The sequence below is a fragment of the Stenotrophomonas sp. Ps181 genome (assembly GCF_025697425.1).
Taxonomy (GTDB): domain Bacteria; phylum Pseudomonadota; class Gammaproteobacteria; order Xanthomonadales; family Xanthomonadaceae; genus Stenotrophomonas; species Stenotrophomonas sepilia.
On the sequence record NZ_JAHWBI010000010.1, the window covers coordinates 33,769 to 56,601 of the forward strand.

21 protein-coding genes, 1 other RNA gene, 1 pseudogene and 1 riboswitch are annotated in these 22,833 nt (G+C 68.0%); of the genes and pseudogenes, 8 read left to right on the forward strand and 15 right to left on the reverse strand.

What is annotated here, in order from left to right; translation table 11 throughout:
• Position 1: 1 nt before the first annotated feature.
• From mraY to mraZ, 7 genes are read right to left on the reverse strand one after another with little or no spacing between them, the layout of a single operon-like run.
• The gene (mraY, locus tag KXV01_RS18590; protein ID WP_005415291.1) at positions 2 to 1,087 is read right to left on the reverse strand and encodes a phospho-N-acetylmuramoyl-pentapeptide-transferase; all 1,086 of its coding nucleotides are present in this window, start codon (positions 1,085 to 1,087) and stop codon (positions 2 to 4) included.
• A complete protein-coding gene (murF, locus tag KXV01_RS18595) occupies positions 1,077 to 2,471 on the reverse strand; it encodes a UDP-N-acetylmuramoyl-tripeptide--D-alanyl-D-alanine ligase (RefSeq protein ID WP_111096810.1) in 1,395 nt (464 codons plus the stop codon). Before murF ends, mraY begins: the two co-directional genes overlap by 11 nt.
• Entirely contained in the window at positions 2,468 to 3,976 is a 1,509-nt protein-coding gene (locus tag KXV01_RS18600; protein ID WP_111096811.1) for a UDP-N-acetylmuramoyl-L-alanyl-D-glutamate--2,6-diaminopimelate ligase, read from the reverse strand. The genes murF and KXV01_RS18600 overlap by 4 nt, the downstream gene beginning before the upstream one ends.
• Positions 3,973 to 5,817: a penicillin-binding transpeptidase domain-containing protein gene (locus KXV01_RS18605; RefSeq protein WP_049406060.1), complete on the reverse strand. Its 1,845-nt coding sequence runs from the start codon at positions 5,815 to 5,817 to the stop codon at positions 3,973 to 3,975. The genes KXV01_RS18600 and KXV01_RS18605 overlap by 4 nt, the downstream gene beginning before the upstream one ends.
• The gene (ftsL, locus tag KXV01_RS18610) at positions 5,814 to 6,077 is read right to left on the reverse strand and encodes a cell division protein FtsL (RefSeq protein WP_005415286.1); all 264 of its coding nucleotides are present in this window, start codon (positions 6,075 to 6,077) and stop codon (positions 5,814 to 5,816) included. Before ftsL ends, KXV01_RS18605 begins: the two co-directional genes overlap by 4 nt.
• Positions 6,074 to 7,042: a 16S rRNA (cytosine(1402)-N(4))-methyltransferase RsmH gene (rsmH, locus tag KXV01_RS18615; RefSeq protein WP_049468237.1), complete on the reverse strand. Its 969-nt coding sequence runs from the start codon at positions 7,040 to 7,042 to the stop codon at positions 6,074 to 6,076. Before rsmH ends, ftsL begins: the two co-directional genes overlap by 4 nt.
• Before the next feature lie 14 nt (positions 7,043 to 7,056).
• A complete protein-coding gene (gene mraZ, locus KXV01_RS18620) occupies positions 7,057 to 7,503 on the reverse strand; it encodes a division/cell wall cluster transcriptional repressor MraZ (protein ID WP_004143635.1) in 447 nt (148 codons plus the stop codon).
• 324 nt (positions 7,504 to 7,827) lie between these two features.
• On the opposite strand from mraZ, the gene KXV01_RS18625 reads away from it, so the two are divergent.
• The gene (locus KXV01_RS18625) at positions 7,828 to 8,619 is read left to right on the forward strand and encodes an NRDE family protein (RefSeq protein WP_164283322.1); all 792 of its coding nucleotides are present in this window, start codon (positions 7,828 to 7,830) and stop codon (positions 8,617 to 8,619) included.
• A gap of 320 nt (positions 8,620 to 8,939) precedes the next feature.
• Positions 8,940 to 9,419: a DM13 domain-containing protein gene (locus KXV01_RS18630; RefSeq protein WP_111096813.1), complete on the forward strand. Its 480-nt coding sequence runs from the start codon at positions 8,940 to 8,942 to the stop codon at positions 9,417 to 9,419.
• Positions 9,420 to 9,546: 127 nt separating this feature from the next.
• Here the strand turns inward: KXV01_RS18630 and rnpB are convergent.
• Positions 9,547 to 9,898, reverse strand: an RNA gene (gene rnpB, locus KXV01_RS18635) — RNase P RNA component class A.
• A gap of 174 nt (positions 9,899 to 10,072) precedes the next feature.
• Positions 10,073 to 10,891 (reverse strand): 16S rRNA (cytidine(1402)-2'-O)-methyltransferase, encoded by an 819-nt coding sequence (rsmI, locus tag KXV01_RS18640; protein WP_065178763.1) that lies wholly within the window; start codon positions 10,889 to 10,891, stop codon positions 10,073 to 10,075.
• 81 nt (positions 10,892 to 10,972) lie between these two features.
• On the opposite strand from rsmI, the gene KXV01_RS18645 reads away from it, so the two are divergent.
• From KXV01_RS18645 to KXV01_RS18660, 4 genes are all read left to right on the forward strand, one after another.
• On the forward strand, positions 10,973 to 12,694 hold the full coding sequence (locus KXV01_RS18645) for a penicillin-binding protein activator (protein ID WP_100477576.1): 1,722 nt from the start codon (positions 10,973 to 10,975) through the stop codon (positions 12,692 to 12,694).
• Positions 12,684 to 13,052, forward strand: coding sequence for a YraN family protein (locus tag KXV01_RS18650; protein ID WP_164283320.1), 369 nt, complete (start codon positions 12,684 to 12,686; stop codon positions 13,050 to 13,052). The genes KXV01_RS18645 and KXV01_RS18650 overlap by 11 nt, the downstream gene beginning before the upstream one ends.
• 109 nt (positions 13,053 to 13,161) lie before the next feature.
• Positions 13,162 to 13,779: a metal-dependent hydrolase gene (locus tag KXV01_RS18655; RefSeq protein ID WP_111096816.1), complete on the forward strand. Its 618-nt coding sequence runs from the start codon at positions 13,162 to 13,164 to the stop codon at positions 13,777 to 13,779.
• Positions 13,776 to 15,161: an FAD-linked oxidase C-terminal domain-containing protein gene (locus tag KXV01_RS18660; RefSeq protein WP_164283318.1), complete on the forward strand. Its 1,386-nt coding sequence runs from the start codon at positions 13,776 to 13,778 to the stop codon at positions 15,159 to 15,161. The genes KXV01_RS18655 and KXV01_RS18660 overlap by 4 nt, the downstream gene beginning before the upstream one ends.
• Before the next feature lie 22 nt (positions 15,162 to 15,183).
• Here KXV01_RS18660 and KXV01_RS18665 read toward each other — a convergent pair whose 3' ends face one another.
• On the reverse strand, positions 15,184 to 17,205 hold the full coding sequence (locus KXV01_RS18665) for an acyltransferase family protein (protein WP_111096818.1): 2,022 nt from the start codon (positions 17,203 to 17,205) through the stop codon (positions 15,184 to 15,186).
• Between the two features lie 119 nt (positions 17,206 to 17,324).
• Between KXV01_RS18665 and KXV01_RS18670 the strand changes: the two are divergent.
• Positions 17,325 to 17,548: pseudogene (locus tag KXV01_RS18670) on the forward strand (hypothetical protein); the annotation flags it as partial.
• 163 nt (positions 17,549 to 17,711) lie between these two features.
• Here KXV01_RS18670 and thiL read toward each other — a convergent pair.
• The 5 genes from thiL to KXV01_RS18695 all read right to left on the reverse strand — a co-directional run bounded on the left by thiL (position 17,712) and on the right by KXV01_RS18695 (position 21,664).
• On the reverse strand, positions 17,712 to 18,674 hold the full coding sequence (gene thiL, locus KXV01_RS18675) for a thiamine-phosphate kinase (protein ID WP_111096819.1): 963 nt from the start codon (positions 18,672 to 18,674) through the stop codon (positions 17,712 to 17,714).
• Positions 18,675 to 18,799: 125 nt separating this feature from the next.
• A complete protein-coding gene (nusB, locus tag KXV01_RS18680; RefSeq protein WP_005408062.1) occupies positions 18,800 to 19,279 on the reverse strand; it encodes a transcription antitermination factor NusB in 480 nt (159 codons plus the stop codon).
• A complete protein-coding gene (gene ribH, locus KXV01_RS18685; protein ID WP_005408061.1) occupies positions 19,276 to 19,743 on the reverse strand; it encodes a 6,7-dimethyl-8-ribityllumazine synthase in 468 nt (155 codons plus the stop codon). The genes nusB and ribH overlap by 4 nt, the downstream gene beginning before the upstream one ends.
• Before the next feature lie 197 nt (positions 19,744 to 19,940).
• Positions 19,941 to 21,041 (reverse strand): 3,4-dihydroxy-2-butanone-4-phosphate synthase, encoded by a 1,101-nt coding sequence (gene ribB, locus KXV01_RS18690; protein ID WP_111096747.1) that lies wholly within the window; start codon positions 21,039 to 21,041, stop codon positions 19,941 to 19,943.
• Positions 21,038 to 21,664, reverse strand: a complete 627-nt coding sequence (locus KXV01_RS18695) for a riboflavin synthase (RefSeq protein ID WP_111096748.1) — start codon at positions 21,662 to 21,664, stop codon at positions 21,038 to 21,040. The genes ribB and KXV01_RS18695 overlap by 4 nt, the downstream gene beginning before the upstream one ends.
• 77 nt (positions 21,665 to 21,741) lie before the next feature.
• Positions 21,742 to 21,887: riboswitch (FMN riboswitch) on the reverse strand.
• 187 nt (positions 21,888 to 22,074) lie between these two features.
• Here KXV01_RS18695 and KXV01_RS18700 point away from each other — a divergent pair.
• Positions 22,075 to 22,695: a hypothetical protein gene (locus tag KXV01_RS18700; protein WP_111096749.1), complete on the forward strand. Its 621-nt coding sequence runs from the start codon at positions 22,075 to 22,077 to the stop codon at positions 22,693 to 22,695.
• The last annotated feature ends 138 nt before the right edge of the window (positions 22,696 to 22,833 follow it).

Sequence of the window (22,833 nt, forward strand, 5' to 3'; positions counted from 1 at the left end):
CTCAGCGCACCTTCAACGTGGCCAGGCCGATCAGCACGAGCACGACGGAGATGATCCAGAAGCGCACGATCACGCGCGGCTCCGGCCAGCCCTTCAGTTCGAAATGGTGGTGGATCGGCGCCATGCGGAACACGCGCTTGCCGGTCAGCTTGAACGAAGCGACCTGGATCATCACCGACAGCGTTTCGATGACGAACACGCCACCCATGATCACCAGCACCAGTTCCTGGCGGGTGATCACCGCGATCGTGCCCAGCACCGCGCCCAGCGCCAGCGCACCGATGTCGCCCATGAAGACCATGGCCGGATAGGTGTTGAACCACAGGAAACCCAGGCCGGCACCGGCGATGGCCGCGCAGATGATGACCAGTTCGCCGGCGCCCGGGATCTGCGGGATCTGCAGGTAGTTGGCGAACACCACGTTGCCCGAGGCGTAGGCGAACACGCCCAGCGCGCAGGCCACCAGCACGGTCGGCATGATCGCCAGGCCGTCCAGGCCGTCGGTCAGGTTCACCGCGTTGGAGAAGCCGACGATCCAGAAGTAGGCGATGGCCACGAAGCCGATGCCGGCCAGCGGCAGCGCGACCGACTTGAACATCGGGATGTAGAAGGTCAGCGCTGCCGGCACGTCGGCCGTGTAGAACAGGAACAGGCCCGCAGCCAGGCCGAAGATCGACTGCAGCAGGTACTTCCAGCGCGATTTCAGGCCATTCGGGTCGCGGCGGACGATCTTGATCCAGTCGTCATACCAGCCAATGGCGCCGAAGCACAGCATCACCGCCAGTACCAGCCACACGTAGCGGTTGCGCAGGTCCGCCCACATCAGCACCGACAGGGTGATGGTGAGCAGGATCAGCGAACCGCCCATGGTCGGCGTGCCGGCCTTGGAGAAATGGGTCTGCGGACCGTCCTGGCGGATCGGCTGGCCGCCCTTGAACTGGGCCAGCTTGCGGATCATCGCCGGGCCGAGCCACAGCGACAGGAACAGGGCCGTCAGCGCGGCAAGGATGGCGCGGAACGTCTGGTAGTTGAACAGCCCGAACAGGCTCTCCAACTGCTGCAACCATCGAGCCAGTTCATACAACATGCGGGGATTCCTCTCCTTGCGCCAGCAGCGCTTTGACGATCAGGTCCATGGCACTGCCACGGGAACCCTTGACCAGGCAGCGCACACCAGCGTGCAACTCGTCCTGCAGCGCCTGTGACAGCGCACCATGGGTAGCGAAATGGCGTCCGCCTTCACCGAAGGCGGCCGCAGCGGCGGCACTGAGCGGACCCAGTGCATACAGCCGCTTCAGGCCGGCGGCGCGTGCCCGGATGCCGGCCTGCGCATGCAGCGCCTCGCCGTCCGGGCCCAGCTCGCGCATGTCACCCAGCACCAGCCAGCCCTCTTCCGGGGCAGCGGCCAGGGCATCGATGGCCGCAGCCAGCGAGCCGGGATTGGCGTTGTAGCTGTCGTCCACCAGCACCGCGCCGTTGCGCAGCTGATGGGCGATCTGGCGTCCCGGTACCGGCTGCGCCTCGGCCAGTCCGGCCGCAATCAGCGCCAGATCGACACCGGCCGCCAGCGCCAGGCTGGCGGCGGCCAGCGCATTGCTGACGTTGTGGCGACCCGGCAGGCCCAGCACCACGCGGGCCTCGCCGGTCGGCGCGACCAGGGTGAACTGGCTGCCCTGCGCACCGGCGCGGATGTCGCGCGCGGTCACGTCCGCCGAGTGTTCCAGGCCATAGCGCAGCACGCGGCAACGCGCCGGAGTGCCGACGAAGTGCTGTTCGAACCAGCGGCCGTAGGCATCGTCGGCGTTGATCACCGCCACGCCATCGGCCGGCAGCGCGGCATAGATCGCGCCCTTGGTCACCGCCACCCCGAGCAGGCTGCCCATCCGCTCCAGGTGGGCGGGGGCGATGTTGTTGACCAGCGCATAGCGCGGGCGGGCGATATCGGTCAGGTAGGCGATGTCGCCCGGCTTGCCGGCGCCCATCTCGTAGACGGCGTAGTCGGCGTCTTCCGGGGCATCGATCACCGCCAGCGGCAGGCCGATCTCGTTGTTGCGGTTGCCCGGGTTGGCGTAGACCACCTTGTGCGCGTGCTGGGCCACCTGCTGCAGGATCGACAGCAGCAGGCTCTTCACGCTGGTCTTGCCATTGCTGCCGGTGATCGCGAACACCTCGGTGCTACGGTCACGCTGCATGCCGGTAGCGATCTTCGCCAGCGCCAGTTCGCTGTCGGCCACCAGCACCTGCGGCAGTTCGATCGGCAGCAGGCGCTCGACCAGCAGCGCACTGGCACCGCGCGCCTGCGCGTCGGCCGCGAAGTCATGGCCGTCGAAACGCTCGCCGCGCAGCGCCACATACAGGCTGCCCGGGCCCAGGTTGCGGGTGTCATTGCTGACCGCATCGATGGCCACGTCGTCGCCGTGGATCTCGCCACCGGCCCAGTGTGCGATCAGCGAAAGCAGGGTGCGCTTCATGCGGCGCCCTCCCCGGCCTGTGCCTGCAGGACACCGGCCTTGGCCGCCAGTGCAGCGGCAGCCACTTCGGTGTCGTCGAAGTCATGGCGCACGCCATTCACTTCCTGGTACGGCTCATGGCCCTTGCCGGCAATCAGGATGATGTCGCCGGCGCCGGCACGCTTCACCGCCAGGCCGATCGCACGCGCGCGGCTGCGCTGCACGGTCACGGCATCAGCGCGCTGGAAGCCGGCCAGGATGTCGGCCACGATCACGTCGCCGTCTTCGCCACGCGGGTTGTCGTCGGTGACGATGACCTGGTTGGCCAGGCGCTCGGCAATCGCCGCCATCTGCGGACGCTTGCCGGTATCGCGCTCGCCACCACAGCCGAACACGCAGAACAGCGTGCCCTGCAGATGGCCGTGCAGGCTGTCCAGCGCCTGTTCCAGCGCGTCCGGGGTATGCGCGTAGTCGACCACCACGGTCGGCAGGCCGTCTTCGCCGCCGAGGCGGTTCATGCGGCCACGGATCGGCTGCAGCGCCGACAGCACCTCGGCGATGCGCGGCAGCGGCTGGCCCTGCGCGTGCAGGGTGCCGGCCACGGCCAGCAGGTTGTCCACGTTGAAGCGGCCCAGCAGCGGCGACTGCACCGCGGCACGCTGGCCGTCGATGACCAGCTCGAAGGCAATACCGCGCCCATCCAGCTGCAGCGCTTCCGCGCGCACGCTGGCGTCAGTGGCACCGCGCGAGCTCAGGCCGATCGGTTGCACGCCGGCAGGCAGGCCGGCGAACAGCTGGCGACCGAAGGCGTCGTCCAGGTTCACCACCGCCGCCTTCAGGCCCGGGCGATGGAACAGCCGCGCCTTGGCCGCGCCGTAGCTGGCCATGTCACCGTGGTAGTCCAGATGGTCGCGGGTGAGGTTGGTGAACACCGCCACGTCGTAGTGCACGGCATCCACGCGGCCCTGGTCCAGCGCGTGCGAGCTGACTTCCATCGCCACCGCGCGCGCGCCGGCGTCGCGCAACTGTGCCAGCAGCGCATGCATCTGCAGTACCAGCGGCGTGGTGAATCCGGTCGGCTCGACCGCACCATAAAGTCCGGCGCCCAACGTGCCGATACTGCCACTGGGCGTTCCGAGCAGGTGCCAGGCCTGGGCCAGCAGCTGCACGGTGGAGGTCTTGCCGTTGGTACCGGTCACCCCGACCATCGCCATCGCCCGCGACGGCGCGCCGTGGAACTGGTCGGCCATCGCCCCCATGCGCGCCCGCAGGCCCGGCACGGCGATCGCATCGGCCGGCGCCGGGAGCTCGGCCGGTGCCGGTGGCTCGAACAGGATGGCGCTGGCACCGGCCGCACGGGCCTGCTCGACAAAGCCCAGGCCATGCGCGCCGAAACCGGCGATGGCGACGAAGGCATTGCCGGGGCGCACGGCGCGGCTGTCCAGCACCAGGCCGGTCAGAACGGGATCATGGCCCGCCAGGGCCACATCCGGAAGCAACTGCGAAAGCAACATCGAAGGACTCATTGCGTGCCTCCCGTAGCGGGCGGCGTCTGGGCTTGCGCGCTCGGCAGCGCGGCATCGAATTCAGCGGCGGCATCGACCGGCAGCGCGGTCTCGGCCGGCGGTGCGGGCAGGATCGAGGCCGAATGGCCGACCTTGCCCGACTGCTGTGCGGCCAGCCACGACTGCAGGTCATCCAGCGGCACGTCCATCAAGCGCAGGGTGCCTTCCATCACGTTGTGATAGACCGGCGCCGACACCAGGCCACCGTAGAACTTGCCGGCCTGCGGATCGTTGATGACGATGACGGTGGCGAAGCGCGGGTTGGTGGCCGGCACCACGCCGGCGAACAGCGCGTTGTAATGGCCGCGCTCGTAACCGCCCGGACCGGCCTTGCGTGCGGTGCCGGTCTTGCCGGCCACGCGGTAGCCCAGCACCGCCGCCTGCTTGGCGCCGCCCTGGGTGACCACCGTTTCCATCATCGCCACCACCTGCCTGGCGACGTTCTCGTCGATGATCTGCTGGCCTTCGTTGCGCTGGCCCTTGACGAAAGTCGGCGCGATCAGGCGCCCGCCGTTGGCCAGCGCCGAGTACGCGGTGGCAATCTGCAGTGGCGTGACCGACAGGCCGTAGCCGTAGGACATGGTGGTCTTGGTGGTCCCCGACCAGCGCGCCGGACGCATCACCACACCGGCCGATTCACCCGGGAAACCGCTGTGCGGCGCCGAACCATAGCCGAAGCGGCGCACGCCGTCATAGAAGGTCTGGTCCGGCATCTTCGCCGCAACCTTGGCTGCACCCACGTTCGAACTGCGGGTGATCACGCCGGTCACGTTCAGCACGCCGTTGTTGCGTGGCACGTCGCGGATGGTGAAGCGACCCAGCGTCATGTAGCCCGGGTTGGTGTCGATGATGGTGTCCTTGGTCACCGCACCGGCCTGCAGCGCGGTGGCGATGGTCAGCGGCTTCATCGTCGAACCCGGCTCGACCAGGTCGGTCACCGCGCGGTTGCGGCGCGTATCAGGGATCGCGCCGGTCAACGAATTCGGGTTGTAGGTCGGCAGGTTGACCATGGCCAGGATCTCGCCTGTGGTCACGTCCATGATCACCATCGAACCGCCGGCCGCCTTGTTGGCCACCAGCGCGTTGCGCAGTTCCTTGAAGGCCAGGTACTGGATGCGGCGGTCGATGCTGAGGGTCAGGTCCTTGCCCGGCTCGGCGGCGCGCAGCAGATCGCTTTCGACGGTCTCGCCCTTGCGGTTGCGGATCACCCGCTTGGCACCCGGCTTGCCGCGCAGCCATTCGTCGAACGCCAGCTCCAGGCCTTCCTGGCCGCGGTCGTCGATGTTGGTGAAGCCCAGCACGTGCGCCATCGCCTCACCCTGCGGGTAGAAGCGGCGGAACTCGCGCTGTGCGGCCACGCCCGGAATCTTCAGCGCCACCACCTTCTCTGCCTCGTCCGGGTTGATCCGGCGGCGCAGGTACATGAATTCCTTGTCCGACTTCTGCGACAGGCGGCTGCTCAGCTCATCCACCGACATGCCGACCGCCTGGGCCAGCTCGGGGATGCGCTCGGGCGAACGCAGCAGGTCCTGCGGGTTGACCCAGATCGAGGCAACCGGCGTGGACACCGCCAGCGGCTCGCCGTTGCGGTCGGTGATCATGCCGCGCGAGGTCTTGATCGGCAGCTCGCGCAGGTAGCGGGCCTCGCCCTGGCGCTGGTAGAAGTCGCTGTTGATGATCTGCACGTAGGCCGCGCGGCCGACCAGCGACACCGAGCACAGGCCAAGCGCCAACGCGACCCAGCGCAGGCGCTGGCGCAGGTTGAAGGCGTTGCGCGGGCGGTTGCGGCCGGTCTTGCTCATGGGCGCACCACCACGATGTCGGCGGCCTCGGGGAACTTCATGCCGAGCTTCTCGCGGGCGATGCGGTCCACGCGGTTGGCTTCGGCCAGGGTGGCCTGTTCCAGCTGCAGGCGGCCGAACTCAAGATTGATGTCATCGCGCTTGCGCTCGGCACGCGACAGCTCGATGAAGGTCTGCCGGTGGCGGTGGCGCACGAACACCACGCCGATCGCCGAGGCGACGGTGCAGGCCAGCAGGATGATCAGCAGCAGCCGGCTCATGCGTCGGCCTCCCGCTTCTGGGCCACGCGCAGCACAGCGCTGCGGGCGCGCGGGTTGGCGGCCAGCTCTTCGTCGGTGGCCTTGATGGCGCCGCCGATCAGGTCCAGCGTCGGCACGAATGCAACGGCCTCGGGCAGGCGGCGGTTGGCCGGCGGCGCCTTGGCCAGGCGGTTCATGTACTGCTTGACGATGCGGTCTTCCAACGAGTGGAAGCTGATCACCGCCAAGCGGCCGCCGGGCTTGAGCCGTTCCACGGCCGCATCGAGACCGGCTTCCAGATCGGCCAGCTCGCGGTTGATGTGGATGCGGATGGCCTGGAAGCTGCGCGTGGCCGGGTGGATCTTGTCCTTCCCACGCGGCATCACCGAGGCGATCAGCTCGGCCAGTTCGGCGGTGCGGGAGAACGGCTGCTTCTCGCGGCGGGCCACGATGGCGCGGGCGATGCGCCGGCTCTGCCGCTCTTCGCCGTAGGTCCACAGCACGTCGGCGATCTCGCGCTCTTCCACGCGGTTGATCCACTGCGCGGCGCTTTCACCGCTGTCCGGGTCCATGCGCATGTCCAGCGGGCCGTCCTTGCCGAAGCTGAAGCCACGTTCGGCCACGTCCAGCTGCGGCGACGACACGCCCAGGTCGAACAGCACGCCGTCCAGGCCTTCGGCCGTCGCATCCCACTGCAGCAGCTGGGCGAAGCTGCCACGGAAGATGGACACGCGCGGGTCCGGCGCGAAATCGCGCTCGGCAACGGCGATGGCTTCCGGATCCTTGTCCATGACCAGCAGGCGCCCCTCGGGACCGAGCTGGGTGAGCACGCCACGTGCATGACCGCCACGACCGAACGTGCCATCCAGATAACGTCCGTTTTCGATCACCCTCAGGCCTTCAAGGACCTGGGTGTACAGGACCGGCAGGTGCACCGCCGGCGACTGCGACACCGGAAGGTGACCGGCCTGCGCTTCTGGGCGCATCCGGGCACCCCGGCTCACAACTTCAGGTCGAGCAACCCATCACCCAGATCCTCGTCAGACAACGTCTGCTGGATCAGGGCCCGATGCGCCTGCTCGCTCCACAATTCGAACTTGTCGCCCATGCCGAGCAATACCGCCTTCTTCTCAATGCCCACCGCACCGCGGTGGCTGGCGGGGATGCTGATGCGACCGTTGCCGTCCAGTTCCAGATGGGCGGCCGAGCCGACCAGCTTCTGCTGCAACAGGCGCACGACGCGCTGGGTGTTGGGCTTGGACATCACATCGTCGCGGACCCGCTCCCATTCCGACTCTGCGTACAGCCACAGACAGCCGGCTTCGAACGGGTTGTAGGTCAGCACGAGACGGTTGTTGCTGGCGCGCGCGACGAGGTCGCGGTAAGCGGTGGGAACCGCCATGCGCCCCTTGTCGTCAACTGTGATGGCCGTCTCGCCCTGGAACACGACGCCTGCACCTTGTCCTTCGCCCGGTGAAACATTGAACCACGAAAACCCACAAAACACCCGGATTTCCCTCTGATGCCCACCTTAGCAGCGGGCGGAGGGTTGTCAACAACTTTTCAGCAGGGAAATCGCCAGCCGCATCAATGGCTTGCAACAACCTTTAGAGAATTGTTCAAGGCTTATCCACAAGTTGCTGATCCGTCTCAATTTTTGAGATTGAACGGAAGTTCAGGGGCGTGGACAGGGCGTGAAACATCAGCCGCGCATTCATCCGGAGCGGGCCGGAAACGGCGCCAGACTGCGCAAACCGTGCACAATGAAGCCATGTGCCTGCTCGCTCTTGGCTGGATGCACCACCCGCGCTGGCGGCTGGTGATGGCCGGCAACCGTGATGAGTTCCACGCCCGCCCGACGGCGGCGCTGGCCCCCTGGCAGGATGAGACGTCTGTCATCGGCGGTCGCGATCTGCGCTCCGGCGGAGGCTGGGCCGGGGTTGGCGCCTCGTCGGGCCGGATGGCGGTGGTCACCAACGTCCGCGACCCGCTGGCGGCCCAGACCGGCCCATCGCGGGGCGCGCTGGTGGCCGACTTCCTGCGCGGCCGCGACCCGGCGGCCGTGCATATCGACCGCTTGGCGACCGTGGCTGGCGCCTACGCCCCGTTCAATCTCCTGCTGGCCGATAGCGACAGCTTGGAATACCTGGGCAACCATCCCGCCGAACGGCAGACGCTTGGCCCGGGCGTACACGGCATGTCCAACGGCGCGCTGGACGCCCCCTGGCCGAAGACCCGGCGGCTGATGGCGGCACTTGAAGCCTGGCTGCAGAAAGACGGGGGCAGATCCCTTTCGCAACGCGAGAGGGATCTGACCCCAGACCTGACCCCGCTCTGGAATGCCCTGGCCGATGAACACCGCCCCGCCGACAGCGACCTGCCCGACACCGGCATCGGCCTGGAACGCGAGCGCTGGTTGAGCCCGGCCTTCATCCGCGGCGACGACTACGGCACCCGCGCCAGCACCGTACTGCTGATCGACGCCGACGGCCACGGCGAGATCCACGAACGCCGCTTCGGCCCGCAGGGCGTCCCCAGCGGACAGAGCCACGTCATTTTCTGACCCGGTCATGACAGCCCCTGGCCGGCATCTCTTTCCAGCAGGGTAGTGCCGGCCGCTGGCCGGCAACCTCCGGATCTTCAGGCAGGCCACACAGCTGCGGGCCAGCGGCCGGCACTACCCGCTCCAGGACTGCCAACGGCGTCATTCAGCTTCCCGGCGCAGCGCCTTCTCGCCCGCACCACAGGGCCTGCGCCACCGCGGCCATCCCACTGTGCCCTTTTTGCGTCTGCCACTGTGTCTATAAATGCCGCCCGCAACCTCCCAGGGTGGTCGCGCCCGGCAGCACGCCGCGCGATCGACCGCAACCACAAGGAGGCCCCATGCGCCGCATCCTCATTCTGCTCGCCACCCACCTGCTCACCCTCGGCCTGGGCTTCGGCCTGGGCGTCTACTTCCTGCCGCTCCTGATCGCCCCCGATGACCCGCCGACCACCCAGGTACAGGCCGCGATGAAAGACGCCGCCTACCGCACCACCTTCCGCCGCGACCTGAAGGGCAGCGACGCAGTGCACTGGGCCGAAGGCAAGATCAGCGTCAGCGCCACCCAGGTCGCCTTCGACGGGAAGATGGGACCGGGCCCGGATTACAAGGTGTACCTGGTGCGCGACTTCGTCGACAACAAGGCCGACTTCCTGAAGATCAAGGCGCAGGCCCAGCGCATCGGCGAAGTGAAGACCTTCAACCGCTTCCTGGTTGAGGTGCCCGCGAACGTGGACGTGGACGACTACACCACCGTCGTGGTGTGGTGCGAGCGCTTCTCGCAGTTCATTTCCGCCGGGCAGTACCGTACGCCGGGCTGAGGACCGCGCGACGTCGAGGTAGTGCCGGCCGCTGGCCGGCGGCACTCTGTCCGCCGCTGCGGGCATCGTGAAGCTGCCGGCCAGAGGCCGGCACTACCGATGCGCGGTCCATGCCTATGGAAGAAAGAGGCGGAGCCGGCCGATAAGCCGGGTTCTGTCGTGGACAGTCATTCCTCTAGGCGTTACGTCACCGCAACGCTCAAGCAACCTACCCGGATCCAACGCGGGCCGCGCCAAAGGATCCCTATTTGGTCTTGCTCCAGGTGGGGTTTGCCGTGCCGGTCTGTTGCCAGACTCGCGGTGCGCTCTTACCGCACCATTTCACCCTTACCGGCCTTCCGAAGAAGACGTAGGCGGTATCTTTCTGTTGCACTTTCCGTCGGCTTGCGCCGCCCAGGCGTTACCTGGCACCTTGCCCTATGGAGCCCGGACTTTCCTCGGCACCCCCGAAGGGATGACGCGACTGTCTGGCCGGCTCCGCCAGCGCACATTCTAGCCTACGCACGCCCGTCCTGCCGTGCCGATCGCGGCATCCGGTTCATCCACGCGTGGCGTGGCTCTACCGATTCACTGGACAGGGCCGACGAAACCCGCACCGCTCTGGTGGTGCGGATTCCGCTCTGGTGGGTGCGGACCTTGGTCCGCACGATCCATCAACTCCCGTACAGCGCCTTGCGCGGTGCGCCAGTCAACTCAGCAGCCAGCTTGGCAGCGGTCGACGGCGGCAGGTGCTCGCTCAGCTTCGCGTAGACACGGCGACCATGCGCCAGCTGCGCTTCCTCGTCGTCACCAGCACCCTGCACCATCACCACGAACTCCCCCTTGCGCTGGTTGTCGTCCGCCTCGACCTGGGCCAGCAGCCCCGCCAGGTCACCATCGAGCACGGTCTCGAACAGCTTGGTCAGCTCGCGGGCCAGCACCGCCGGGCGCTCGCCGCCGAAGATCGCCGCCATGTCGGCCAGCGACTCGGCGATGCGGTGCGAGGATTCGTAGAACACCATCGTGCGCACTTCGCCAGCCAGCGCCTGCAGGCGGTCGCGGCGGCCGCTGGCCTTGGCCGGCAGGAAGCCCTCGAAGCTGAAACGGTCGCTGGGCAGGCCGGCCACGCTCAGGGCAGCGATGGCGGCGCAGGCGCCGGGCACCGGGCTGACCTTGATACCCGCCGCGCGCGCGGCACGCACCAGGCGGAAACCGGGGTCACTGACCAGCGGGGTACCCGCATCGCTGACCAGCGCCAGCGACTCGCCTGCCTGCAGACGCGAGACCAGGCGCTGCGCCAGGGCCTCTTCATTGTGTTCGTGCAGGGCCACCAGCGGTTGCTGGATGCCAAAATGGGACAGCAGCTGGCCGCTGCGGCGGGTGTCCTCGGCACAGATGGCCGCCACCGAACGCAGCACCTCCTGCGCGCGCGGGCTCAGATCGGCCAGGTTGCCGATCGGGGTGGCGACGACGTACAGGGTTGGCACACTCATTTCAGCGGTACTCACGGGGCAAGGGTAGAATCGTAGCGTGTACCCGGCCAAGGCCGCTGCCCTCATCGCATGGACCCGATCATGAACAAGCCCGCCGCACGGATCTCCGCCCTGTCGTTGTCGCTGATGCTGTTGGCCGGTTGTGCCACCACCAGCCTGACCAGCACGCCCGATTCGCCGGCCCAGAGCCAGGCGCTGGCGCTGATCGAACAGGGCAAGCCGCGCGATGCCGCGCTGCAGCTGGAAGGCCTGGCCTCCACCCTGCGCGGCGGTGCCCGCAGCAACGCACTGGCCGATGCGGCCTGGGCCTGGCACCTCGCCGGTGACAGTGCCCGCGCGCGCAGCCTGCTCGGCCAGCTCACTGCACGTCAGCTGTCCGGCGCCAGCCTGCAGCGCTACCAGCTGACCAGTGCCGAGCTGGCCCTGGCCGACAAGCAGCCGGCGCAGGCGCTGGCCCTGCTGAAGGACCACGGCGACAACGTGCTGCCGGCCCTGCGCACGCGCTGGTACCTGGCCCGTGCCAGTGCGCTGCAGGGCACCGGCGATGCCTTCGGTGCCGCCACCGAGCGCGCCCGCGCCCATTCCAGCCTGACCGGCAGCGCGCGCAGCGAGAACCAGGCCGCCATTGCCGGCCTGCTCGGTACCCTCGACGATGCCACCCTGCGCAGCCGTGCCGCCGCCCTGCCGGCCAACGACCCGCTCTACAACTTCGCCGGCCGTGCACTGATCGCGCGCGGCCTGCCGCTGCCGCGCCCGTTCGACCGCGATGGCGCGGCCCAGTTCGACACCAGCAAGCGCCCGCCGGCAATGAGCGACGGTTACCGCCCGCCGGCCAAGCTGGCCGTGCTGCTGCCGCTCAGCGGCCGCCTGGCCACCGCCGCACAGCCGGTGCGCGATGGCCTGTTGAGCGCTTATTACGGTGAAAGCCGCCGCCGCCCGGACATCAACTTCTTCGACACCGCCGGCACCCCGGCCGGTGCCCTGGCCGCCTATGACAAGGCCGTCGCCTCCGGTGCCGACTTCGTGGTCGGTCCGCTGGGCCGCGACGAAGTGGACGCCGTGTACGGCCGCCAGCAGCTGCAGGTGCCGGTGCTGGCCCTGAACCGCGGCAAGGACGCACCGCCGGCCGGCAGTGCGGGCTTTTCGCTCGCACCGGAAGACGACGGCATCGTCGCCGCCGAGTACCTGCGTGGCCGCGAGCGCAGCAAGGCGCTGGTGATCAACAGCGCTGACGACACCGGCCGCCGTGCCGCCGCCGCCTTCGCCCAGCGCTTCGCGCAGCGCGGTGGCCAGGTGGTGGCCACGATCGGCGTCACCGATGCCGTCGGCGATGTCGGCGCGCAGGTGCGTAACGCCGGCCAGGTCGATGCCGTGTTCCTCGCCGTGCGCGCGCCGCAGGCGCGCCTGCTGGCGCCGCAGCTGGCGCTGGCCGGTGCAGGCGGCGCGACCCGCGTCGGCACCTCGCAGCTGACCGTTGGCAGCGGCAAGGTGGAAGAAGACGTGGCGCTGGACGGCATCGTCTATCCGAACGAAGCCTGGAACGTGCGCAGCGTGTCCGGCCTGCCGTCGGCCAGCCAGGTGGCCAGCACCCTGCCGAGCGCACGCGGTGCGGCCGGCCGCCTGTTCGCCTTCGGTGCCGACGCCTGGAAGATCACCGCCTACCTGGACAAACTGTCCAACGAAGGCGGCCTGGACGGTGCCACCGGCACCCTGTTCCTGGACAGCAACGGCAACATCCTGCGCCAGCCGGCCTGGTCGACCTTCAGTGGCGGCCGGCCGATGCCGATCGTCGGTGGTCGCTGAGCGCAGCCAACGGGGCTCGGCGGTGGAAGCCGCCGCCGAGCAGCACCTGCAACAGGCCGGACTGCAGCCGCGTGCGCGCAATGTGCGCTATCGCGGCGGCGAACTGGACCTGGTGATGGACGATGCCGGCACCGTGGTGTTCGTGGAAGTGCGCTACCGCGCGCGATCCGATTTCGGTGGCGGCGCCGCTTCAGTCGATGCGCGCAAATGCCGGCGCCTGGCCCATGCCGCGCAGCTGTACCTGCAGGACCACCCGGCGCTGGCCAATGCACCCTGCCGTTTTGATGTGGTCGACGCCACGGGCGAGCCGCCGCAGTTGCAGTGGCTGCGCGATGCGTTCCGGTTGGATGATTGCTGATGCCTACCGTCCCCTTTGGCAGAGGCCGACCTTGGTCGGCGCTTCTGTCCAACCAAGGTTGGCACCTACCAGCGCGCAGCCTGGCCGGCACTACCACGGTGCGTGACTGATGCCTTCGATCATCACCCATGCCGCTGTGCCGTTGGCGCTGTGGTGCGCCGCTGATCGTGGCCGCATCCCGCCGCGCCTGCTTGCGGCCGGCGTGATGGCCGCCATGCTGCCCGATGCCGATGTACTGGCCTTTGCGCTGCACATTCCCTATGCCGATGCGTTCGGCCATCGTGGCGCCAGTCATTCACTGCTGTTTGCCGGCGTGCTGGCTGCATTGGCCGCGGTGTTGGCGTTCTTTGGTAGCGACCGACCATGGTCGGCGCAGCACAGCTCCGGTAGTCGCCGACCTTGGTCGGCGTTTCTGTGCCAACCAAGGTTGGCGTCTACCGTACAAGCCGCTGCATTCGTCTTCGTCTGCGCCGCCAGCCATCCACTGCTGGATGCGATGACCTCCGGTGGCCTCGGCGTTGCCCTCGCCTGGCCGTGGAGCGAACAACGCTTCTTCGCACCGTGGCGACCGATCCGCGTGTCACCGTTCGCGCCACAGTTCTTCAGCGCGCGCGGCATCGCCACCCTGCTCTCTGAACTGCGCTGGGTCTGGCTGCCGCTGGCCGGCGCCGTTGTTGCCTGGAAACTGATCCAACCCGCCCCTGCTGTCCCGCGAGATCCATCATGAGTACTGTCCTGCCCGCCGCGTTGGTTGCCGAACTGTCCGCCGTGCTGGGTGCCGATGGCTGGCGCATGGATGACAACGCGCTGGAGGCGAACGCACAGGACAACTCGTGGCGCCACCAGCGCCCTGCCGCCGTCGCGCTGCCCGCCAGCATCGAACAGGTGCAGGCGCTGGTGCGTGCCTGCCGTGCGCATGGCGTGGCACTGGTCGCGCGCGGCGCGGGCACCGGCACCACCGGCGCGGCCGTGCCGTTGCCGGGCAGCATCGTGCTGTCGTTCACCCGCATGGACCGCATCGTGGAGATCCTCGCCGGTGATCGCTGCGCGGTGGTGCAGCCGGGCGTGCTCAATGGAACCCTGCAGCAGGCGCTGGCCCCGCATGGCCTGTTCTGGGCGCCGGACCCGTCCAGCGCGGAGATCTGCAGTGTGGGCGGCAACCTGGCCTGCAACGCCGGTGGCCCACGCGCGGTGAAGTACGGCACCAGCCGCGACAACGTACTCGGCCTGGTGGCGGTGACCGGCACCGGTGAGGTGATCCGCTGCGGTGGTGCCTACACCAAGGATTCCACCGGCTACGACCTCACCCACCTGCTGGTCGGCAGCGAAGGCACGCTGGCACTGATCGTGGAAGCCACCCTCAAGCTCACCCCGCTGCCAGTCAGCCAGGCCGGCCTGCGTGTGCTGTACCGCGATGCCGATGCGGCCGCGGCCGCCGTATCACGGCTGATGTCGCAGCCGGTGGTACCCACGCGCCTGGAATTCATGGATGCCCGCAGCCTTGAGCTGCTACGTCTCAACGGTGCGGAAGTACCCGACGCTGGCGCGATGCTGCTGGTGGAAGCCGATGGTGACCACGACACCCTGCCCTATCTGCTGCAGGCGCTGGCCAGCGCCGCTGAAGGTGACGGCATGATCGAACTGGACGTGGCGATGGAAGGGCGCGCACGCGACCAGCTGTGGGCCGCACGCAAGGCCTTGTCGCCGGCACTGCGCAGCGTCGCGCCGGGCAAGATCAATGAAGACGTGGTGGTGCCGGTGTCGCGCATTCCAGAGCTTGTGGCTGGCGTGCAGGCATTGGCGCGTGACTACAGACTCACCATCGTCACCTTCGGCCATGCCGGCAACGGCAACCTGCACGTCAACATCCTCTACCATCCGGAGGATGCCGACGAAAACGCGCGCGCGCATGCCGCGCTGCCGAAGATCTTCGAGCTGACCCTGGCACTGGGCGGCACGCTGTCGGGCGAGCACGGCATTGGCCTGGCCAAGCGCGATTTCATGGCGCAGGCCTTTACCCCGGAAACGCTGGCGACGATGCGCGCGATCAAGGCCGCGCTGGACCCGGACGGCATTCTCAACCCGGGCAAGGTGCTGCCGCCGGTGTGAACGCCGCCGGGCATGCCCGGCGCTACCGGGGCGCGCTGCCTACGCTGTCGATGAGGGTCTGGCGGAAGCTGGGCAACAGCACGCGATTACCGTGCCCGCTCAGATGGTCATTGTCGAAGAACAGGGGATCACCGTCTTCCACCGCCGAACAGGTGTCTGGCCCGCACAGCAACGGCAGCGGATCCCACACGGTCAGTGACGGGTAACTTGCGGCCAGGTCCGCCAGCAGTGCCATCTGCGGCACGCGCAGCATTTCCAGATCCGCACGCGGCATGCTCAGACCGCCGGCACAAGCCGGATTGCGGCGATTGAACCAGTCCGAACAGCGGTATGCACCTGCCTTGAACAGCGGTAGCGGTGCGTCGATCACCACGTGTACGCCCAGCGTCTGCAAACGCCCAAGAACATGATCAGCCTCATCGCGCGCGGCCTGCGCATCGGTCGGGGTACGCTCGGCAAGCAATTGACGATAGACCTGCTGCGCATCCTGCTGTTGCCAGTCGAATCCGCGCAGCTCCGGCATGCGCAATGCCGCAAGCAGCACGATGTCACCCGGGCGTGCCTCACGCTCGATGGTCGACAGCGTGCCTTCAATGAAGTCCTGGCAATCAGCCGGGCTCGCCCGCAGCAGATTGACGAAGCTGCAGCCGCCGCGATCCTGCTGGTGCACCTCCATGCTGGTCTGCCGCGCGACCATGCTGGTCATGGTGCGATACGCCGCCGCGTGCGAATCGCCAGCCACGAACAGACGCCGCCCTTCAAGCGCCGGCGCACTCACCGGCTCCAGCGGGCGCCACGCCGGGTAGCGGCGTGCCTGCCATGCATAGCCGTCGCGGGTGACGCTCAGCGAGACCTGCTCGTGGTACTCCACGGCGGCCCAGGCACCCGCACCACAGAGCGCCACCAGCGGCAGCGCCATCGCCAGCACCTTGGCCGGCGCCAGGCGCAGCAGTGGTGCCGCATTCCGCAGTGGACGCTCGATGAAGTGATACGACACAGCGGAGACCGCCAGCAGCAGCACCGGATACAGCCACAGCGCGACGCCATGCAGGCCATACGTCCAGCGCAGCAGCACCAGCAGTGGCCAATGCCACAGGTACAGCGAATAGGACAGCCGGCCCAGGTGGGCCAACGGTGCGTAGCCCAGCGCGCGCCCAATGCGCGATGTACCCGGTGCCGACACGCTCGCCAACAGCATCAACGTACCGGCCACGGTGGCCAGCACGCCCGGAACCGGCATCGCCAGCTGCGGTGCGATCACCACGCCTGCACCCAGCAGCACCAGACCGATCACTGCAACCGCATCACCGTTCCGGCCCAGCGTACGCGTGCGCATCCACTGGTACAGCAGCGCGCCCGCAGCCAGCTCCCAGAACCGCGCCGGCAGCAGGTAGAACGCTGCCGCCGGTGCCGTCTGCGCCTGCCAGCCTGCCCACGCCAGCGACAGCAGGGTGAGCACCGGCAACAGCCAACGCGACCACGGCCAGCGCTCACGCCCGCGCAGCCAGACGAAGAACAGCAGCGGGAAGACCAGATAGAACTGCTCCTCCACGCCCAGCGTCCACGTGTGCAGGAACGGATTGAGTTCCGCACCGGGCGAGAAATAGTCGTCCTGCTGGCCGGCCAGCACGATGTTGCTGAGGCCGACCAGCGCGGCCCAGCCGGTCTGGTCGAACTGCTCATTGCGCCACGCGCGGGGAATGAACAGTGCCGACAGCACGAAGGTGGCCATCAACATCGCCAGCAGCGCCGGCAACAGGCGCAGCACGCGGCGCCGGTAGAAGTCGAGCAGCATCGCGCCCAGCGACGCATGCGTGCGGGAGGCCAGCGACTGGCTGATCACGAAGCCGGACACCACGAAGAACAGGTCCACGCCGGTGAACCCCCCGGGCAGCCACGTGGCGTTGGTGTGGAAGACGACGACGGCCAGCACCGCCAGTGCACGCAGGCCGTCGATGGCAGCGTTGTGCGAACGTTTGGAAGGGGACATGCAGGCAACGAGCGGAAAACGGTCCGACAGCATCACCACCGCTGCCGCACTCATTCAATGGACGATCGCGACAGAGCAGGTAGGTGTTTAGGTTCGATCCAGCCTGTGAGCGACAGCGGAGCCAAGCCATGCTCGGCTGCTCTTCGTGCTGATCGCGATGAGCCGAGCGTGGGCCCGGCAGCAACCGTACACCCGGGCAGCGCGTGGCGTTGGCGCGCATCGACCGCGCCAATGCGGGGCTGAGTTTCCTGCTGGAACTGCTGCACGCCACCAACGCGCCCGCGTGGACGGGGATATCGACCAGCACATGGATGACGGCGCGCGCGAAGGGCTGTTGCTGGCCTGCCGTGGGCTGGCAGAGTATGTGGATCTGCAGTTGCACGCGACGAAGCACTGAGCGATGCCGATACACTCGACCTCGGTAGGTGTCGACCTTGGTCGACACGGTGTTGCCACGGGCGGCTGACACATTCGTGCCAACCAAGGTTGGCACCTACCAGAGCAACATTAATCTGACCCCACCCCGAAGGTTGGCACCCACCAGAGCAGGACCGCTGCGGCTACGCGAAGTGCTGGTATCCGCCGTCGGCGGCTTCGCCGTCCACGTGCACGCCCTGCCCTTCGGCGATGCGGCCGATGCGGGTGAGCGCCACGTCCAGCGATTCGGCCAGGTAGTGCAGCGCATCGCGCTGGTCGGCAGCCGCGGTGAAACACAGCTCGTAGTCGTCGCCACCACGCAATGCGCAATCGCGTGCATCGTCGCGGCCGAGCAGCTCACGCAGCGCGTGCGAGATCGGCAGCGAATCGGCATCCACATGCGCGGCCACGTTGCTGCGTGCGGCGATGTGGCCCAGATCGGCCAGCAGGCCGTCGGACACATCCACCGCCGCGTGCGCGAAGGCCCGCAGGCGCAGGCCCAGGGTCACGCGCGGCGTCGGCCGCAGCAGGCGCAGGCGCAGGCTTTCGTAGTCGGCCAGCAGGGTCGCGGTGGCCACGTTCAGCGCACCCTGCTGCCACAGGCGCAGCGCGCCGGCGGCATCACCCAGCGTGCCGCTCACCCATATGTCATCGCCCGCCTGTGCGCGGTCGCGGCGCAGCGCCTGGCCACGCCCGACCTGGCCCATCGCAGTCACCGACAGCGACAGCGGACCGCGCGTGGTATCGCCGCCGATCAGCGCGATGTCGTGCTGGTCGGCCAGGGCAAAGAAACCATCGGCGAAGGCCTCGATCCAGTCTTCAGACGCTTCCGGCAGCGACAACGCCAGCGTGCACCACGCCGGGCGCGCGCCCATCGCGGCCAGGTCCGACAGGTTGACCGCCAGGGTCTTCCAGCCGATGTCGAAGGCCGGGGTTTCCACCGGAAAGTGCACGCCGCTGTTGAGCGTGTCGGCGGTGACCACCAGTTGCTCGTTGGCGCGCGGCTGCAGCAGCGCGGCGTCGTCACCGATGCCGAGCAGGATGTCGTCGCGCTCGAGGGTACGGGCGCGGATGCGTTCGATGAGGGCGAATTCGGCCAGGGACATGGGGCGTTCTACTTTCATGTAGAGCCGAGCCATGCTCGGCTGCAGTTCGATCACGCGCCGCACTGCCGGACGCAACCGTGCGCTGCACGGTGAGCCGAGCATGGCTCGGCTCTACAGGAATCGGGTCAGTGACCCGATTCGACCTTGCGCCATTCCACGGCGGCACGATCCAGCACGCCGTTGACGTAGGTATGGCCGTGTTCGGAACCGAAACGCTTGGCCGATTCGATGGCTTCGTTGATCACCACGCGGTACGGCACGTCCAGGCGGTAGCGCAGCTCGTAGGCGGCCAGGCGCAGCACGGCGCGTTCGATCGCGTCCACTTCTTCGATGCCACGGTCCAGGTACGGGCCGAGCGCTTCGTCGATGTCGCGACGGTTGTCGAGCACCCCGTGCAGCAGCGCCTCGAAGTAGGCCAGGTCGGCAATTTCGCGGGCCTGCTCGTGGGCGAACTGGGCGATCAGCGACTGTGCGTTGCCGCCGGAGATCTGCCAGGCGTAGATGGCCTGCACGGCACGACGGCGGGCGCGCGAGCGCAGCACCGGATCGACGCCATCGCGACGGACGGGTTTACCGGAGGGCTTGCCCTGGGTGTTCTTGTTCATGGCAGCTGCTCCAGAAGATTGACCATTTCCAATGCGGCGAGTGCGACTTCCTCGCCCTTGTTGCCGTGGCTGCCGCCTGCGCGGGCCTCGGCGTCTTCAACGCGTTCCACCGCCAGCACGCCGTTCAGCACCGGCACGCCGAAATCCAGCTGCACGCGCATCAGGCCCTCGGCGCAGCGGTCGGCCACGTGTTCGTAATGACGGGTATCGCCACGGATCACGCAACCCAGGGTGAGGATGGCGGCGTGTTCGTGGGCGGCGGCCAGGCGCGCGGCCACCAGCGGCAGCTCCCAGGCACCCGGCACGCGGATCACGTCGATGTTGGCTTCGGTGATGCCGTTGCCGGCCAGGCTCTGGCGGGCGCCAGCGACCAGCGTGTCGGTGATGCGGGCATTCCAGCGGCTGGCCAGGATGGCGAAGCGCGCCGATTCGGGAGTGCGAAGATCGCCTTCGAAGTGGCTCATATGCGGCTTGGGGACTCGATAAGGGGGTAATTCTAGCGTGGATGGGCCCCGGCCGTGGCTGGCGGAGGCCCAGGGCTGTGCCGACCAACGGTCGGCACCCACCCGAGGTAGGGCATGGTCGGCACCCACCGGTAGTGCCGGCCGCTGGCCGGCAATCCCAGGGAATGCGGTTGCCGGCCAGCGGCCGGCACTACCCATTACAGGGTGACCGTCTCCACCACTTCCAGGCCGTACCCGGCCAGGCCGATCTGGCGGCGCGGGGTGCCCAGCACGCGCAGCTTGCCCAGGCCCAGGTCGGACAGGATCTGTGCGCCGGCACCGTTGCGGCGCCACTGGCCCACATCCTTGTCCTTGCCCGGCACCACCGGTGCCGGCTGCTGGCGCAGGCGGGCCAGCAGGGCTTCGCCGTCGCGTGGGGCCGACAGCACCACCATCACGCCCGCGCCTTCGGCATCGATCGCACGCAGGGCATCGGTGGCCGCCACGCCGAAGTCGTCACGGCGCCAGTGCAGCAGGTCGGCCAGCGGGTTTTCCACCTGCACACGTACCAGGGTCGGGGTGTCCGCGTCCGGGGTGCCGCGGACCAGAGCGAAATGCAGGTCGTGGGCGATGCGGTCGCGGTAGGTCACCAGCTTGAACGGGCCGAATTCGGTGTCGATCTCGCGCTCGTCGACACGTTCAACGGTCTTTTCGGTGGCCAGGCGGTAGGCGATCAGGTCGGCGATGGAGCCCATCCTCAGGCCGTGCTCGCGGGCGAACACTTCCAGCTCCGGGCGGCGCGCCATGCTGCCATCCGGGTTCAGGATCTCCACCAGCACGCCAGCCGGCTCCAGCCCGGCCAGCATGGCCAGGTCAACGCCGGCTTCGGTGTGGCCGGCGCGGGTCAGCACGCCGCCCGGCTGGGCGATCAGCGGGAAGATGTGGCCCGGCTGGTGCAGGTCCGACGGCTTGGCGTTGGGCTTCACCGCGGTGCGGATGGTGTGCGCGCGGTCATGTGCCGAAATGCCGGTGGTGACGCCCTCGGCGGCCTCGATACTGACCGTGAAGTTGGTCTGGAACTGCGCGGTATTGGCCTGCACCATCGGCGCCAGGCCGAGGTCGGCGGCGCGGGTGCGGGTCAGCGGCAGGCACACCAGGCCGCGGCCGTGGGTGACCATGAAGTTGATGTCACTTGCCTTGACCAGCTCGGCGGCCATGATCAGGTCGCCTTCGTTCTCGCGGTCTTCGTCATCGACGATGACCACCATGCGGCCCTGGCGGATGTCTTCCAGGATTTCCGGGATCGGGGCGAAATTCATGCGACGTCTCCCTGGGGGTGCTGACCGTTGGTCGGCACGCTGATCAGCCGCTCCACGTAACGGGCGACCAGATCGATTTCCAGATTGACCGCGTTGCCCACGCCGGTGGCGGAGAAGGCGGTATTGGCCACCGTGTGGGGGATCAGGGCGACTTCAAAACCCTCATCGTCCACTTCGTTGACGGTGAGGCTGACGCCGTCCACGCAGATCGAGCCCTTCTTGGCGATGTAGCGGCGCAGCGCGGCCGGCGCGGCAAAACGCCAGCGCTGGGCACGTGCATCTTCGTGGATGGACAGGACCTGGCCGAGGCCATCGACGTGGCCGCTGACCAGGTGGCCGCCGAGGCGGTCGGTCGGGCGCATGGCGCGTTCGAGGTTGATGACGGCCCCTTCAGCCAGCTCGCCGAGCGTGGTCAGGCCGAGGGTCTCGGTGGAGGCATCGGCCTGGAAGCTGCTGGCGTCGAATGCGATGACGGTGAGGCAGACACCGTTGATGGCGATGCTCTCGCCCATCTGCACGTGTTCGAACGGCAGGTTGCCGACGTTGAAGGTGAAGCGGACATCGCCGCCGATGGCTTCGCGTGCGGCCAGACGGCCGACGCCTTCGATGATTCCAGTAAACAAGAAACGTTCTCCGCGGAAAGTGAGCGAAAAACGCCGCAAGGCAAACAGGCGGGCGCAGGGCCGCAAAGGCCCTGTGGCACCGTCTTCTTTCATCCGGACTATGACCGTCGGCTCCGGCATTGGACCGGATCTGCTGACCCCCGGCCATGGACCGGGGCGCTCGCGGGCTCGTGCTTGCGCACCTACCGCCGGTGGGGAATCGCACCCCGCCCTGAAGACGTTTGTGTACCGGCGAACCGGCGTGGCCAGTGTACCAGCCCGGGCTGAACGGGGCTGGATGCCACAGCTGTGACGGCCGTCGCTCGCAATTTGTAAAACTTTCATTAAAATTCGCAGCGGACGACATGAGGTCGCCCACGGGTAGCCGAGAGGGCTGGCCCGCCAATGGACTGAAATTCACAGGAATTCCCATGCGCAAGATGCTGATCGTGGCCGCCCTGCTGGCCGCCGCCCCGCTCTCGGCCTCGGCCGACGCCCTGAGCTACACCTACGTCGAAGGCGGTTGGACGCAGGTCAAGGTTGACGACAACGCACTGGACGACCCCAAGGTCGACGGCGGCTACCTGCGTGGCTCCGTGGCCATCGCCGAACAGGTCTACGTGTTCGGTGGCTGGTCGCGCACCAGCAAGACCAATCACTACGGCAATGATTCGCTGAAGCTGGAACTGAACCAGCCGGAGCTCGGCATCGGCTACCACATGCCTTGGACCGACCGCCTGGACTTCACCGCCGATGCCGCATGGGTGCGCCAGAACGCCGAAGCCACCGTCCGCTACGACGGCCTGCGTTTCAGCCAGAAGGACCACACCAACCTGGGCCGCGTCACCATGGGCATCCGTGGCAAGCCGTCGCGCATGACCGAAGGTTGGGTCAAGGCCGGTTACATGGACGGCGGCAACAACTTCAAGGGCACCTGGGTCGGCACCGTCGGCGGCCAGATCAACTTCACCAGGACCTGGGGTCTGGTGGGCGAGATCTCCGGCTACCGCGACGTCACCCAGTACTCGGCCGGCGTCCGCGCCAGCTTCTGATCCAACGATCGCTCCTCGTCGTGCGATCGAACGGGCCCCGCAAGGGGCCCGTTTTTTGTCCGCTGCACACCGTCACCTGGCTGCATCGCGCCATCGAAAGTGTGGGTAGATGCGCTAGGCTTGCGCGCCTCTGGAACA

Excerpts from the sequence above, each read along its gene's own strand:
- mraY (WP_005415291.1), bottom strand. The coding sequence starts at position 1,087 with ATGTTGTATGAACTGGCTCGATGGTTGCAGCAGTTGGAGAGCCTGTTC.
- murF (WP_111096810.1), bottom strand. The coding sequence starts at position 2,471 with ATGAAGCGCACCCTGCTTTCGCTGATCGCACACTGGGCCGGTGGCGAG.
- KXV01_RS18600 (WP_111096811.1), bottom strand. The coding sequence starts at position 3,976 with ATGAGTCCTTCGATGTTGCTTTCGCAGTTGCTTCCGGATGTGGCCCTG.
- KXV01_RS18605 (WP_049406060.1), bottom strand. The coding sequence starts at position 5,817 with ATGAGCAAGACCGGCCGCAACCGCCCGCGCAACGCCTTCAACCTGCGC.
- ftsL (WP_005415286.1), bottom strand. The coding sequence starts at position 6,077 with ATGAGCCGGCTGCTGCTGATCATCCTGCTGGCCTGCACCGTCGCCTCG.
- rsmH (WP_049468237.1), bottom strand. The coding sequence starts at position 7,042 with ATGCGCCCAGAAGCGCAGGCCGGTCACCTTCCGGTGTCGCAGTCGCCG.
- KXV01_RS18625 (WP_164283322.1), top strand. The coding sequence starts at position 7,828 with ATGTGCCTGCTCGCTCTTGGCTGGATGCACCACCCGCGCTGGCGGCTG.
- KXV01_RS18630 (WP_111096813.1), top strand. The coding sequence starts at position 8,940 with ATGCGCCGCATCCTCATTCTGCTCGCCACCCACCTGCTCACCCTCGGC.
- rsmI (WP_065178763.1), bottom strand. The coding sequence starts at position 10,891 with ATGAGTGTGCCAACCCTGTACGTCGTCGCCACCCCGATCGGCAACCTG.
- KXV01_RS18645 (WP_100477576.1), top strand. The coding sequence starts at position 10,973 with ATGAACAAGCCCGCCGCACGGATCTCCGCCCTGTCGTTGTCGCTGATG.
- KXV01_RS18655 (WP_111096816.1), top strand. The coding sequence starts at position 13,162 with ATGCCTTCGATCATCACCCATGCCGCTGTGCCGTTGGCGCTGTGGTGC.
- KXV01_RS18660 (WP_164283318.1), top strand. The coding sequence starts at position 13,776 with ATGAGTACTGTCCTGCCCGCCGCGTTGGTTGCCGAACTGTCCGCCGTG.
- KXV01_RS18665 (WP_111096818.1), bottom strand. The coding sequence starts at position 17,205 with ATGAGTGCGGCAGCGGTGGTGATGCTGTCGGACCGTTTTCCGCTCGTT.
- thiL (WP_111096819.1), bottom strand. The coding sequence starts at position 18,674 with ATGTCCCTGGCCGAATTCGCCCTCATCGAACGCATCCGCGCCCGTACC.
- nusB (WP_005408062.1), bottom strand. The coding sequence starts at position 19,279 with ATGAACAAGAACACCCAGGGCAAGCCCTCCGGTAAACCCGTCCGTCGC.
- ribH (WP_005408061.1), bottom strand. The coding sequence starts at position 19,743 with ATGAGCCACTTCGAAGGCGATCTTCGCACTCCCGAATCGGCGCGCTTC.
- ribB (WP_111096747.1), bottom strand. The coding sequence starts at position 21,041 with ATGAATTTCGCCCCGATCCCGGAAATCCTGGAAGACATCCGCCAGGGC.
- KXV01_RS18700 (WP_111096749.1), top strand. The coding sequence starts at position 22,075 with ATGCGCAAGATGCTGATCGTGGCCGCCCTGCTGGCCGCCGCCCCGCTC.